At 72.2% G+C, this 13518-nt stretch carries 13 protein-coding genes; 7 read left to right on the top strand and 6 right to left on the bottom strand.

From position 1 onward, the window contains the following. Positions 1–267: 267 nt before the first annotated feature. The 4 genes from AB0M30_RS39315 to AB0M30_RS39300 all read right to left on the bottom strand — a co-directional run bounded on the left by AB0M30_RS39315 (position 268) and on the right by AB0M30_RS39300 (position 4886). A complete protein-coding gene (locus AB0M30_RS39315) occupies positions 268–1368 on the bottom strand; it encodes a serine hydrolase domain-containing protein (RefSeq protein ID WP_364595137.1) in 1101 nt (366 codons plus the stop codon). A 102-nt stretch (positions 1369–1470) separates the two neighbouring features. Then, on the bottom strand, positions 1471–2865 hold the full coding sequence (phoA, locus tag AB0M30_RS39310) for an alkaline phosphatase (RefSeq protein ID WP_364595134.1): 1395 nt from the start codon (positions 2863–2865) through the stop codon (positions 1471–1473). A gap of 165 nt (positions 2866–3030) precedes the next feature. Continuing rightward, positions 3031–3690, bottom strand: a complete 660-nt coding sequence (locus AB0M30_RS39305; protein ID WP_364595132.1) for a response regulator transcription factor — start codon at positions 3688–3690, stop codon at positions 3031–3033. Further along, positions 3687–4886 carry a histidine kinase gene (locus AB0M30_RS39300; protein WP_364595129.1) on the bottom strand — a complete coding sequence of 400 codons (1200 nt, stop codon included), beginning with the start codon at positions 4884–4886 and terminating at the stop codon, positions 3687–3689. The genes AB0M30_RS39305 and AB0M30_RS39300 overlap by 4 nt, the downstream gene beginning before the upstream one ends. A 133-nt stretch (positions 4887–5019) precedes the next feature. Between AB0M30_RS39300 and rpe the strand changes: the two genes are divergently transcribed. From rpe to AB0M30_RS39275, 5 genes are all read left to right on the top strand, one after another. Then, the gene (rpe, locus tag AB0M30_RS39295; protein ID WP_364595153.1) at positions 5020–5691 is read left to right on the top strand and encodes a ribulose-phosphate 3-epimerase; all 672 of its coding nucleotides are present in this window, start codon (positions 5020–5022) and stop codon (positions 5689–5691) included. Positions 5692–5783: 92 nt separating this feature from the next. Then, complete coding sequence (locus tag AB0M30_RS39290; protein WP_103336063.1) at positions 5784–6413, top strand: riboflavin synthase; 630 nt, start codon at positions 5784–5786, stop codon at positions 6411–6413. Then, positions 6410–7738 carry a bifunctional 3,4-dihydroxy-2-butanone-4-phosphate synthase/GTP cyclohydrolase II gene (locus AB0M30_RS39285; protein ID WP_364595126.1) on the top strand — a complete coding sequence of 443 codons (1329 nt, stop codon included), beginning with the start codon at positions 6410–6412 and terminating at the stop codon, positions 7736–7738. Before AB0M30_RS39290 ends, AB0M30_RS39285 begins: the two co-directional genes overlap by 4 nt. Beyond that, positions 7735–8241, top strand: coding sequence for a 6,7-dimethyl-8-ribityllumazine synthase (ribH, locus tag AB0M30_RS39280; protein ID WP_364595123.1), 507 nt, complete (start codon positions 7735–7737; stop codon positions 8239–8241). The genes AB0M30_RS39285 and ribH overlap by 4 nt, the downstream gene beginning before the upstream one ends. Next, positions 8238–8681, top strand: a complete 444-nt coding sequence (locus AB0M30_RS39275) for a PH domain-containing protein (RefSeq protein WP_364595121.1) — start codon at positions 8238–8240, stop codon at positions 8679–8681. Before ribH ends, AB0M30_RS39275 begins: the two co-directional genes overlap by 4 nt. Before the next feature lie 191 nt (positions 8682–8872). Here the strand turns inward: AB0M30_RS39275 and AB0M30_RS39270 are convergent, their stop codons facing one another. Continuing rightward, positions 8873–9649 carry an exodeoxyribonuclease III gene (locus tag AB0M30_RS39270; RefSeq protein WP_364595118.1) on the bottom strand — a complete coding sequence of 259 codons (777 nt, stop codon included), beginning with the start codon at positions 9647–9649 and terminating at the stop codon, positions 8873–8875. Between the two features lie 66 nt (positions 9650–9715). Beyond that, complete coding sequence (locus AB0M30_RS39265; protein WP_364595115.1) at positions 9716–10438, bottom strand: trypsin-like serine protease; 723 nt, start codon at positions 10436–10438, stop codon at positions 9716–9718. 225 nt (positions 10439–10663) lie between these two features. On the opposite strand from AB0M30_RS39265, the gene uvrC reads away from it, so the two are divergent. Next, positions 10664–12631 (top strand): excinuclease ABC subunit UvrC, encoded by a 1968-nt coding sequence (gene uvrC, locus AB0M30_RS39260; RefSeq protein WP_364595112.1) that lies wholly within the window; start codon positions 10664–10666, stop codon positions 12629–12631. Positions 12632–12660: 29 nt separating this feature from the next. Next, a complete protein-coding gene (gene rapZ / locus AB0M30_RS39255; RefSeq protein ID WP_014466867.1) occupies positions 12661–13518 on the top strand; it encodes an RNase adapter RapZ in 858 nt (285 codons plus the stop codon).

The raw sequence follows: 13518 nt of genomic DNA, 5'->3' as shown, positions 1-13518 counted from the left end.
GAAGGCCGCCTTGGGTGCGTTGAACGCAACCAAGGCCACATTGGGGCGCTCGGGGACCGGGCTGCTGTCACTGAACTTCGGACGCGCGACACTAGCGGACCGCGCGGGGCCCGCGCCGCCATCGCGTTGAACGAACACCGGCCCGCTGCGAGCGCGCAGAACTAACACCAGCCCGCCGCGAGCGCGCAGAACGAACACCAGCCCGCGGGGGCGCCCCCCCCCGTCTTCCACATTACCGGCGACCACCGACAGTTTCGGACCGCCGACCTACGAACACACCGCCGCGTCCACAACCGCGAGCAGGTGGCCGCTTGTCTCCGCCGGGGTCGGGTTCTCGTTCAGCACCACCGCCGCCCGGCGGCCGTCCGGGCCTACCCCGGCGAAGTTCGTGAAGCCGGGGATTCCTCCTTCGTGGCCCCACACCACTCCGCACGACAACGGGACGCTGCCCAGTCCGAGGCCGTAGCCGGCGCCCGGGATGCCGAGGTCGGCCGGCACCGTCCGGCGCATCTCCGCCAGCTCCGCCGGGCGCAGCAGCCGGCCGCTCAGGAGGGCGCCGTAGAAGCGGTCGAGGTCGGCCGGGGTCGAGACCAAGCCGCCCGCCGCGCCCGCGATCGTTGCGTCGAGGTCGCTGAAGTCCACCAGCTTGCCGCCGACCGGAATGTAGCCGACCGCGTGGGGTGCGGGCAGCCGCTCGTCGCCGCGGCGGGGGAGGTACGTGTCGCGCAGGCCGAGCGGGCCGGTGATCCGGCGGGCGATCTCGTCCGCCAGCGCGTGCCCGGTGACCTGCTCCACGAGCATCCCCGCCACGATGTAGTTCGTGTTCGAGTACGACCAGCTCGTGCCGGGCGGGAACAGCGCCGGGTGCTTCAGCGCCATCGCCACCAGCTCGGCCGGCTCGGCGCCGCGGTGCCGCAACGCCTCCGGGTCCGTCAGTTCGAGGTCGTCCGTGTAGCTGTAGAGCCCGCTCGTGTGCTGCAGCACCTGCCGGACGGTGATCCGCCGGTCGGGCAGGAGCCCCGGCAGGTAGCGCGAAACCGGCGCGTCCAGCCGCACCCGGCCCTCCGCGACCAGCTGCAGCACGACCGTCGCCACGAACGTCTTGGTGACGCTGCCCGCGCGGAACGAACCGTTGCGCGGGAACGGCTTCCCGGTGGCGACGTCGCCCGTGCCGCTGCGGGTGACCTGCGTCCGCCGGCCGTCCTGGACGACCGCCACCGCCCCCGGTACGCCGTCCTGGGCGGTCAGCACGTCCAGGCTCGCCTGGAGCGGGCTCGTGCCGGTGGCCGCCAGTGCCGGTGCCGCCGTGGTGGCGGCGAGCAGCACGACGAGCGTGCCGGCGGTGATGGCCCGCAATGACTTCCGCATGAGAAAACCCCCTGGTGTCTCGGTTTTCCCCACGCTAGGGGGACCGGACACCAGGGGGTATCGGGGAGGCCACCGGAAAAACCCGGGGGCCTGCCCCACCACTCAGCGCAGCTTCAGGGCGCGCTTCAGGGTGCCGAACAGGTCGGTCTGGTTGGTCAGGCCGACGATGTTGGCCGCCTGCGGGCCGAGGCCCGCGATGCGCACCTGCGTGCCCGTGTGCGACTGCGAGCCGCCCGCTTCCGCGGTGCCGTAGGCCAGCGTCATGTTCGCGCCCTCGTTGGTGATCAGGGTCGCGGTCAGGCCCGGCGTGGCGGTGGGCTCGACGATCTGGCTGCTGTGGCCGTGGTCGGCGGTCACCAGCACCAGGGTGTCGGGGTGGCTGCGGGCGAACGCCGTGCCCGCCGCGATCGCCGCGTCGAAGTCGATCGTCTCGCCGATCTGGCCGCACGGGTCGGCCGCGTGGTCCTGCTTGTCGATGCTCGCGCCTTCGACCTGCAGGAAGAAGCCCTTGTCGCTGCGGCGGTCGTCCAGCAGTTCCAGCGCCTTGCGGGTCTGGTCGGCCAGCTTCGGCTGGGTGGCGGGCACCTTCGCGTTCGGCGTGCAGCGGGACGGCGGGGTGCCGCCGTGCACGGCCGCCGGGCCGGTCCAGTTCACCGGCATGTTGCCGTCGGCGAACAGGCCGAGGACCGGCTTGCCCTTCTTCGCCGCGGCCAGGTCCGCCGCGGTGTTGACGACGTTGTAGCCGGCCGCCTTGGCCTGGTCCAGCACGGTCTTGCCCTGGAACTTGCCCGCCGTCACCTGCTGGTTGAAGTACTTCGCGCCGCCGCCCAGCAGGACGTCGGGGCGGGTCTGCACCAGCTGCTCGGCGATCGAGCCGAGGCCGCCGTTCTCCTTGGCGTTCTTCGCGCACTTGGCGGTCGTCTCGACCGGGCCCTTGCAGTCGCGGTTGACGACGTGCGCGCCGAGCACGGCCGGGGTCGCGTCCTGCACCTCGGCGGTGGTGACGTCGCCGGTGCGCAGGCCGTTGCGCTTGGCGATCTCCAGGATCGTCGGGACGTCGTTGCCGTAGGCGTCGACGGAGATGGCGCCGTTGTAGGTCTTGGTGCCGGTGGCCCAGCCGGTGCCGGACGCGGCCGAGTCGGTCACGTAGTTCGGCTTGCCCGGGTTGTTCTGCTCGACCGCGTAGGTCGTGTAGTCACCGGTCAGCGGCAGCTCGTCCATGGCGAGCCGGCCCGCGGCGCCGCGCTCGTAGTTGCGGGCGGAGGTGATCTCCGACTGGCCCATGCCGTCGCCGAGGAACAGGATGACGTTGCGGGCGTGGCCGCCCTGGATCGCGGCACGGACGTCGGCGGTGCGGTCACCGGTGCCGGCCGACGAGCGCGCGTCGGCGTTGTCGGAGCCGTTGGTGGCCAGGGCGACCGGGGCGGCGGCGATCAGCGCGGCGCCGAGCGCGCCCGCGACCAGCCACCGGCGGCGGCCGGCGAACAGCGAAGCCATGTTTCTCCTCGTTCGGGAACTTCGGGGAATTCGGGAGGTACGGCCCGGATATCGGACACGGGCTATTAGTCCTCCCGCATGTGTGCCGCGAAGGGACTGAAGGTGACCGGAGAGTGGCCGCTGGCCGAACTCATGACTTCGGGTGGGTGACCGGGAGCACGTCGGTTATTGACCGGCGAGGTGCCCCGGCTTGACGACCCCGGCTTCGTACGCGATCACCACGGCCTGGCTGCGGTTGCCGGCGCCGAGCTTGGCGAAGATGTTCCCCACGTGGGTCTTGACCGTCTCCAGGCTGATCACCAGCGCCGCCGCGATGTCCTGATTGGACAATCCGGTGGCGATGAGCCGGAGCACCTCGGCTTCGCGGCGGGTGAGCGTCTTCGCCGCCCGCGCGTGCTTCCCGCCCGCGGGCCGGTCGCGCACCAGCCGCCGGATCGCCTCCGGGAACAGCAGCGACTCGCCGGCGGCGACCGTCCGCACGGCGTGCGCGATGTCCTCCTTGCGCGCCCGCTTCAGCAGGAACCCGCTGGCCCCGGCCAGCAGCGCCTCGTGCACGTAGTCGTCGTTGTCGAACGTCGTGACGACCAGGATCTTCGGGGGTTCGGCGAGTGCCGCGAGCACCTGCCGGGTCGCCTCGATGCCGTCCGTGCCGGGCATCCGGACGTCCATCAGCACGACGTCCGGCCGGGTCCGCCGCACCGCGGCCAGGACCTCGCCGCCGTCGGCCGCCTCGCCGACCACCGGCAGGCCCTGCTGCTCCAGCAGGGCCCGCAGCCCGGTGCGGACCAGCGGCTCGTCGTCGGCGAGCAGCACCGACGGCGTCACGCGCCCACCCGCAGCGGGATGGACGCGGTCAGCCGCCACCGCGGCCCGTCCGGACCGGCGTCGAGCTCGCCGCGCAGGGCCTCGACGCGCTCGGCGAGCCCGGCCAGCCCGCGGCGCCCGGTCCGCGGCCCCTCGCCGGGCAGCGCGTTCACGACCGCGATGCCGAGGCGGTCCGGGCCGACCTCGACCCGGACGTCGACCGCGCCGGGGCCGGCGTGGCGCAGCGCGTTGGTCAGGCCCTCCTGGACGATCCGGTAGCCCTCGCGGGACACCGTGGCCGGCAGCGCCGCGACCGGCCCGGTGACGGCCAGCCGGACGTCGAGCCCGGCTTCGCGGGCACGCACGGTGAGGACGTCCACCTCGGTCAGCGTGCGCGTCGGCTCCTTCGCCGCCGGCTCCTCGCGAAGCAGGCCCAGGACGTGGTCGAGGTCTTCGAGCGCGCTGCGGGAGGCTTCTTCGATCGTGCCGAGTGCCCGCCGGACCTGGGCCGGGTCCGCCTCCACCAGATCGGCCACGGCCGCCGCCTGGATGGTCGACGTCGTCAGCGTGTGCCCGATCGAGTCGTGCAGCTCGCGGGCCAGCCGGTTGCGCTGGGCGAGCACGGCCGAGCGGCGTTCGGCCAGCGCCGCGCGCTCGGCCGCGGACGGGCCCAGCAGGGCCGTGGCGCCGGCCCGGAACACCGGGGTCGCCGCCGCCGCGAGCAGCAGCGCGAGCGCCAGCATGCCGAGCGCGACCGGCACGGTCCACGCGCCCGCGACGGCGGTCGCACCGAAGAACGAGAAGCGCGCCCCGTCGCCGAGCAGCCATAGCACCGGGGTCAGCATGCCGAGCGCCAGGACGCCGCCGATCGCGAGCAGCAGCCCGCTCAGCCCGGCGTGCAGCACCAGCCAGGCGGCCGAGCGCAGCCGGTCCGGCCACGCGGGCCGCGCCCGGCCGGGCGACGGCAGGTCGGTGCCGAGCACCGCGTTGGCGACGGCGACGCCGAAGCGCCGCATGGGACCGCCCAGCCCGGCCATCGCCAGCACCGTGGCGACCACCATCAGCGCCAGGGCGAACAGCAGCCGGGGCGTCCCGGGGAACACCGCGGCGACGAGGGCGAACGGCATCGCGGGCAGCGTCAGCGCCAGCCCGAGCAGGGCGTAGGGCACGCTGCGATAGCCGCCGGGGCGGACCAGGGAACGCAGGAAACCGGACATGACGGCGAGGTTATGGCCACGGCGGGCCGCGGGGCTTCCCCCTGGGGAGCCAGATCGCGCGGCGAGACCCGTCACAACCGGTTAGCAGGCGTTAGCGCCCTCCTCCTACACTCGGGACGTGGCAGACCGACCTTTGATCGCACCCAGCATCCTCGCGGCGGACTTCGCCCGGCTCGGCGAAGAGATCGCCGCCGTGGCCGGCACCGGGGAGAACCGCGCCGACTGGGTCCACGTCGACGTCATGGACGCGCACTTCGTGCCCAACCTGACCCTCGGCCTGCCCGTGGCCAAAGCCCTGATCGACAGCACCGACCTGCCGATCGACTGCCACCTGATGATCGACGACCCGGACCGCTGGGCGATCGGGTACGCCGAGGCCGGCGCCTACAACGTCACCGTGCACGCCGAGGCCGCGAAGGACCCGGTCGCGCTGGCGAAGAACCTGCGCGCCGCGGGCGCGAAGGCCGGCCTGTCGATCAAGCCGGGCACCGCGCTCGAGCCGTGGCTCGACGCGCTCGAGCACTACGACACGCTGCTGGTCATGTCGGTCGAGCCGGGCTTCGGCGGGCAGTCGTTCATCGCCGACGTCCTGGAGAAGGTCCGCACCGCGCGGCGGCTGGTCGACACCGGGCACCTGAAGCTGCTCGTCGAGATCGACGGTGGGATCAACGCCGACACCATCGAGCAGGCCGCCGAGGCCGGTGTCGACTGCTTCGTCGCCGGCTCCGCCGTCTACGGCGCCACCGACCCGGGCAAGGCGGTCGCCGCGCTGCGCGAACAGGCGGCCCGCGGCCGGGCCGGCTGAACTCCGCACCGGCACCGGAGAAGCCACCGGGCCGCGGCGGGTGTTGGATGGAAGGACCGGCGCACAGACCGGCTCACGAGGAGGCAGCGCACGTGTTCACCGGCATAGTCGAGGAGATCGGCGAAGTCACCGCGGTCGAGCAGCTGACCAACGCGGCCCGGCTGCGCGTCCGCGGCCCGCTGGTCACCAGCGACGCCGGGCACGGCGACTCGATCGCGGTCAGCGGGGTCTGCCTGACCGTCGTCGAGGTGGCGGGCGGTGAGTTCACCGTCGACGTCGTCAACGAGACGCTGCAGCGGTCGAGCCTGGCCAAGGTCGCGGTCGGTGACCGGGTCAACCTCGAACGCGCCACCCCGGCCGGCGGCCGGCTCGGCGGGCACATCATGCAGGGCCACGTCGACGGGACCGGGGTGTTCCTCGGCCGCGACGAGAACGGCGTGACGACGTTCGCGCTGCCGGCGCACCTGTCCCGGTACGTGGTCGAGAAGGGCTCGATCGCGGTCGACGGCGTCTCGCTGACGGTCGCGGCGATCACCGCCGACCAGTTCGCGGTGGCCCTGATCCCGACCACCCTCGAAGTGACCACCCTCGGCCGCCGGGAGGCCGGCGACCTGGTCAACCTCGAGGTCGACGTGGTCGCGAAGTACGTGGAAAAGCTGGCCGAGGCCCACATCCGCGACCAGGCGCACAATCGGGACGGCGGCACGGAGGAGCGGTCATGAGTGAGACGAGTGCACCCACGCCCGAAGCGGGCTGGACCCCGTGCGGCAGCGGAGCGGTCTTCGACGCCGACGCCATCGAGCGGGCGATCGCGGCCATCGCGGCGGGCCGCCCGGTCGTCGTGGTCGACGACGAAGACCGCGAGAACGAGGGCGACCTCATCTTCGCCGCCGAGAAGGCGACGCCGGAGCTGCTGGCCTTCATGGTCCGCTACACCTCGGGGTACGTCTGCGTGGCGCTGACCGAGGCCGAAGCGGACCGGCTGGACCTGCCCCCGATGTACCACACGAACCAGGACGCGCGCGGGACCGCGTACAGCGTCACGGTGGACGCGGCCGAGGGCATCAGCACCGGCATCTCCGCCGCCGACCGCGCGCACACGATCCGGCTGCTGGCCGACCCGGCGTCCACGGCGAAGGACTTCCGCCGCCCCGGCCACGTCGTGCCGCTGCGGGCCAAGGAAGGCGGCGTGCTGCGCCGGCCCGGGCACACCGAGGCGTCGGTCGATCTGGCCCGGATGGCCGGGCTCGCGCCCGCCGGCGTGCTCTGCGAGATCGTGTCCCAGAAGGACGAAGGCGACATGGCGCGCCGCGACGAGCTCGAGGTGTTCGCCGCCGACCACGACCTGCCGATCATCACCATCGCCGACCTGATCGCCTACCGCCGTCGCACCGAGAAGCAGGTCGAACGGGTCGCCGAAGCCCGGATCCCGCTGGCCGCGGGCACGTTCCGGGCGGTCGGCTACGACAGCCTCCTGGACGGCATCGAGCACGTCGCGTTCGTCTACGGCGAGATCGGCGACGGCCAGGACATCCTGGTCCGCGTCCACTCCGAGTGCCTGACCGGCGACGTCTTCGGCTCGCTGCGCTGCGACTGCGGCCCGCAGCTGGAGGCGGCCCTGGAAGCGGTGGCCGCCGAAGGCCGCGGCGTCGTGCTCTACATCCGCGGCCACGAGGGCCGCGGCATCGGCCTGCTGCACAAGCTGCAGGCCTACCAGCTGCAGGACGACGGCGCGGACACCGTCGACGCGAACCTCGCGCTCGGCGTCCCGGCCGACGCCCGCGACTACGGCACCGGCGCACAGATCCTGTGCGACCTCGGCGTCCGCACCATGCGGCTGCTGTCCAACAACCCGGCCAAGCGGATCGGGCTCGAGGGCTACGGCCTGCGCGTCACCGGGCGGGTGCCGCTGCCGATCTCGCCCAACCCGGAGAACCTGCGCTACCTGCGGACCAAGCGCGACCGGATGGGCCACGACCTGGCCCAGCTGGAGCACTACGACCAGGTCGGCGCGAGCCCCGAGCACGCCGATGGAGGAACACTGTGAGCGGCGAAGGCCGTCCGGACGATTCGCTGGACCTGACCGGCTGCAAGTCCCTGAAGCTCGGCATCGTGGCGACGCGGTGGAACGCGGACATCACCGACGTCCTGCTCGAGCGCGCGCTCGCCGCCGCTCGCGAAGCGGAGTTGGAGGAGGAGCCGACGGTGGTCCACGTCGCGGGCGCGATCGAGCTCCCGGTCGTGGTGCAGGCGCTGGCCCGCAACCACGACGCGGTGGTCGCGCTCGGCGTGGTCATCCGCGGCGGCACCCCGCACTTCGAGTACGTGTGCGACGCGGTGACGGCGGGCCTGACCCGGGTGGCGCTCGACGAGAGCACCCCGGTGGGCAACGGCGTCCTGACGTGCGACACGCACGAGCAGGCCGTCGACCGGTCGGGCCGTCCGGGCGCCAAGGAGGACAAGGGCTACGAGGCGACGGTGGCGGCCCTGGATTCCGCGCACGTGCTGCGGAGCCTGCGCCAGCCGTGGACCGAGCGGGGTTTCGTGTGACCGTGAAGACTCTCCTGGTGATCCGCCCGCGGCGCGCGATGATCATGTGCAGCGTGCTGGCGGTGGCGCTGCTGGCGGTGTTCGTGGTGGTGGCGGTCCTGCTGCGCAACGGCGACACGGGGGTCCGCTTCCAGCGCTCCGACCAGGCGGCGATGGTGGGCATCGGGATCCTGCTGTCGTGCGGCGTGATGCTGTTCGCGATCGCCAGGGTCCGGGCCGATGCCGAGGGCATCGAGGTCCGGAACGTGCTGGTCACCCGCCGCTTCGCGTGGAGCGACGTGCTGTCGGTGAGCTTCCCGGACGGGGCGTCGTGGGCCCGGCTGGAGCTGCCGGACGACGAGTACCACGCGGTGATGGCGGTCCAGGCCGTGGACCGGGACCGCGCGGTGGAAGCGGTGCGCGCGCTGCGCAAACTGCACCGCGCGGCGACCGGCGGCTGATCGCTTCACCACAGCCGACGCCCCGCCGCGGCGAGCGCAGGGCCCGGGCGCGCTCCTGTCAGTCCAGGACGCGCTGGACCCCGGGATCGAGGTCCGGCAGGAGCCCGCTCATCGCTTCGCCCGCCCCGGCGCGGCCGGTGGCTCACGCGAAATCGTGACGCGACCTCACCCGACCGGTTCGGCGGGGTGGGTCAGAGGTCCAGGTCGACCACGATCGGTGCGTGGTCCGAAGGGCCCTTCCCCTTGCGTGCGTTGCGGTCCACATAGGAATCCGTCACCGCGCCGGTGAACGCGGCGTTCCCGTACACCAGGTCGATCCGCATGCCCTTGTTGTTCGGGAAGTTCCCGGCCCGGTAGTCCCAGTACGTGAACGGGTGGTCGTACTTCAGCGGCCGCGGGAAGACGTCCGACAGGCCGAGGTCGCGCAGCCGGGCCAGGGCGTCGCGCTCCGGCTTCGTCACGTGGGTCGATTCCGCGAACAGCGCGATGTCCCAGACGTCCGCGTCCGTCGGGGCCACGTTGAAGTCGCCCAGCACCGCGAAGGGCCCCTCGGACACCTCCGAAGCCACCAGCGAATGCAGCGACGAAAGCCACTCCAGCTTGTACGCGTAGTGCGGGTTGTCCGGCTCGCGCCCGTTCGGCACGTACACCGACCACACCCGCACGCCCCCACACGTGGCACCGATCGCGCGGGCCTCCGACGCGCCGTCGAACTGCGGCTCGCCCGGCAGCCCGCGCACGACGTCCGACAAGCCCACCCGCGACACGATGCCGACGCCGTTCCAACGCCCGAGCCCGTACGCGGCCACTTCGTAGCCCAGCGCTTCGATCTCCGCCGCCGGGAACGCCTCCGTCGTGTTCTTCAGCTCCTGCAGGCACAGCACGTCCGGCGCCGTCTCCTCCAGGAAACCCAGCACGCGCGGCAGGCGGGGGACGATGGAGTTCACGTTCCAGGTGGCGATCCGCATGCCCGCGAGCATCCCACACACCACCGACAGAACCGGGGCGGCGCCGGAGCGCCGCCCCGGCGGAGATCAGACCCCGGCCGTCGTCCGGATCCAGGACCGGCTCGCCGCCACGCTGGCGTAGTTGTTCGTGCCGCGCGTGTTCGACCCGCTCTGGTTCTGCACCGTCGATGCCACGCCGACCTGGACGCCGTTCGCGACCTCGGGGCCACCCGAGTCGCCCTTCCACGCCGAGCCGTTGACGCCGACGCTCTGGATCGCGCGGCCGCCGTAGGCGTCCGTGGACCGGCCGGTCACCTGGACGTTCGCCGTCTTCAGCGCCGTCGCCGGCGGGCCGGTCGGGGTGGTGCGGCCCCAGCCGTAGATCTGGTTGGTGCTGCCGGTGGCCGGGTCCGCGCTGCCCAGCGAGATCGGCGCGGTGCTCGTCGCCGACGCCAGGTGCAGCAGCGCGATGTCACCGTTCGGTGACTGGTACTCGTTGTCGACGGCGATCTTCGTGCCCGAGAGCAGCGTGTTGCTGCCGACCCGGACGTACATGCCCGAGCCGTCCTGGTCGAGGCAGTGCACCGCGGTCAGCACCCAGCGGCTCGCGATGACCGTGCCCGAGCAGTTGAAGCCCTGGTAGTCGCGCCCGGGCGTGTTGACGTACACCTGGGCGCCCCAGGAGACGGTGGGCGCGGTGCTGCCGCCGACGATGTTCGGCTGGACGCCCGCGGTGGCGACCGCGCCGCCCGCGAGGGTGAGGGCGACGACGGCCGCGGAGACGGCGCCGAGGGAGCGGAGGAAGCTCACGACGGTGATCCTTTCGGTGGGGGACCGGATCGCCGTCGGAAAGTAACCACCGGGTCACAGGTGCGGACACCGACGAAGGTCGGAAGCGGACGAACACCCTACTTCCGGCGGGGCAACCGGTCGTGAGTGTTCAGGGCGGTTCTAACCCCCCAAAACACTCACGACCGGCCGCGGCAGACCCGGGGGCGTGCGAGAACTGTCGGTGTCGCCAAATAGGCTGGGGGAGTGGCTGACCCGACCACCTACCGTCCCTCGCCGGGGAGCATCCCGGATGCCCCTGGCGTGTACAAATTCCGTGACGCGACCAAGCGGGTCATCTACGTCGGCAAGGCGAAAAGCCTCCGGAGCCGGCTGAACTCCTACTTCGCCGACCTCTCCGGCCTGCACCCGCGCACCCGGCAGATGGTCACCACGGCCGCGAGCGTCGAATGGACCGTCGTCACCACCGAGGTCGAGGCGCTCCAGCTCGAGTACAACTGGATCAAGGAGTTCGATCCGCGGTTCAACGTCCGCTACCGCGACGACAAGAGCTACCCGATGCTCGCGGTGACGCTGAACGAGGAGTTCCCGCGCCTGCACGTCTACCGCGGCGCGCGCAAGAAGGGCGTCCGGTACTTCGGCCCGTACGCGCACGCGTGGGCCATCCGCGAGACGCTCGACCTGCTGCTGCGCGTCTTCCCGGCCCGCACCTGCTCGGCCGGGGTGTTCCGGCGCCACGGCCAGATCGGCCGGCCCTGCCTGCTCGGCTACATCGACAAGTGCTCCGCGCCGTGCGTGGGCCGCGTCTCCGCCGACGAGCACCGCGACATCGTCGAGGACTTCTGCGACTTCCTGGCGGGCAAGACCGACGTCATGATCAAGCGTCTCGAAGCGGAGATGGCCGCCGCGTCCCAGGAGCTCGAGTTCGAGCGCGCCGCCCGGCTGCGCGACGACCTCGGCGCGCTGCGCCGCGCCATGGAGAAGCAGGCCGTGGTGCTCGGCGACGGCACGGACGCCGACGTCGTGGCGTTCGCCCACGACGATCTCGAGGCCGCGGTCCAGGTCTTCCACGTGCGCGGCGGGCGCGTCCGCGGCCAGCGCGGCTGGGTGATCGACAAGGCCGAGGAGATGGACGTCCCGGCGCTGGTCGACCACTTCCTCACCCAGTTCTACGGCGACGAGGCCGAACTCGACGCCCGCGACGACGTCGACGCGGGGCCGGTGGTCCCGCGCGAGGTGCTGGTCCCGGAGCTGCCCGCGGACGCCGAGGCGGTCGCGGAGTGGCTCACCGGGCTGCGCGGCTCGCGGGTCCAGCTGCGGGTGCCCCAGCGCGGCGACAAGAAGGCGCTGGCCGAGACCGTGCAGCGCAACGCGGGGGAGGCGTTCACCCAGCACAAGCTGCGCCGCGCCGGCGACCTCACGGCCCGCTCGGCGGCGCTCACCGAGCTGCAGGAGTTCCTCGCCCTCGACACCGCGCCGCTGCGCATCGAGTGCATCGACATCAGCCACATCCAGGGCAGTGACGTCGTCGCGTCGCTCGTCGTGTTCGAGGACGGGCTCGCGCGCAAGTCCGAGTACCGGCGCTTCGCGCTGCGGGAGGCGGCCACGGAGGGTGACGTCGCCTCGATCGCCGAGGTCGTCCGGCGCCGGTTCTACCGCTACCTCAAGGAAACCGCCGAAGAGTCGAGCACCCCCGGCCTCGACCCGGAGACCGGGCGGCCGAAGAAGTTCGCGTACCCGCCGAACCTGCTGGTCGTCGACGGCGCGGGCCCGCAGGCCACCGCGGCCGCCGACGTGCTGGCCGAGCTCGGCATCACCGACATCGCCGTGATCGGGCTGGCCAAGCGGCTCGAAGAGGTCTGGCTGCCCGCCGACCCCGATCCGGTGATCCTGCCCCGGACGTCGGAGGGGCTGTACCTGCTGCAGCGGCTGCGTGACGAAGCCCACCGCTTCGCCATCGCCTACCACCGCGAGAAGCGGTCCAAGCGGCTCGTGACGTCCGAATTGGACAGTGTGCCCGGGCTGGGGCAGGCTCGCCGCACCGCGCTGATCAAGCACTTCGGCTCGGTGAAGAAGCTCAAGCAGGCCAGGATCGAAGAGATCGAGGCGGTGCCCGGCTTCGGCAGGCGCACCGCGGAAGCCGTGGTCGCCGCGCTGGCCGGGGAGTCCGGCGCCGGCCACGGCACAGAAGCAGGGAGTAGGGAAACACAGTGAGTGCGCAAGAGGAGATCCGCGGCTCCGGCATGGAGGTCGCGGTCGTGTCCGGGTTGTCGGGGGCGGGCCGCAGCACGGCGGCCAAGTGCCTGGAGGACCTGGGCTGGTTCGTCGTCGACAACCTGCCACCGGAGCTGATCGCCACCATGGTCGAGCTGGGCGCGCAGGCGCGCGGCGCGATCACCAAGGTGGCGGTGGTGATGGACGTGCGCTCGCGCGCGTTCACCGACGACCTGGCCTCGGTGATCAAGGACCTCGACGCCCGGGGCTACAAGCCGCGGGTGCTGTTCCTGGAGGCGACCGACGCGGTGCTGGTGCGGCGGTTCGAGGCCGTCCGCCGGGGCCACCCGATGCAGGGTGACGGCCGCCTCGCCGACGGCATCACGGCGGAGCGGACGCTGCTGGAGCCGCTGCGCGAAGAAGCCGACCTGGTGCTCGACACGTCGTCGCTGTCGGTGCACGACCTGCGCGCCAAGATCGAAGACGCGTTCGGCTCCGAGGCGAGCACCCAGACCCGGGTCACTGTGCTGTCCTTCGGCTACAAGTACGGCCTGCCGATGGACGCCGATCTGGTGATGGACGTCCGGTTCCTGCCGAACCCGTTCTGGATCCCGGAGCTGCGCGAACACACGGGCCTCGACGGCGAGGTCCGCAACTACGTCCTCTCGCAGGAGGGCGCCGAGGAGTTCCTCGACCGCTACCACCAGCTGCTGCGGCTGATCGGCGCCGGCTACAAGCGCGAGGGCAAGCGGTACCTGACGCTGGCCGTCGGCTGTACCGGCGGCAAGCACCGCAGCGTGGCGCTGTCCGTCGAACTCGCCGAGCGTCTGTCCAAAGAGGATGGTATGGCCGTGAAGGTGGTGCACCGCGACCTTGGTCGTGAATAA

Source organism: Amycolatopsis sp. NPDC051716 (assembly GCF_040681595.1).
Classification (GTDB): domain Bacteria; phylum Actinomycetota; class Actinomycetes; order Mycobacteriales; family Pseudonocardiaceae; genus Amycolatopsis.
Note: the sequence above shows the minus strand (reverse complement) of the source record. Positions and strands in the feature narration are given on the sequence as shown.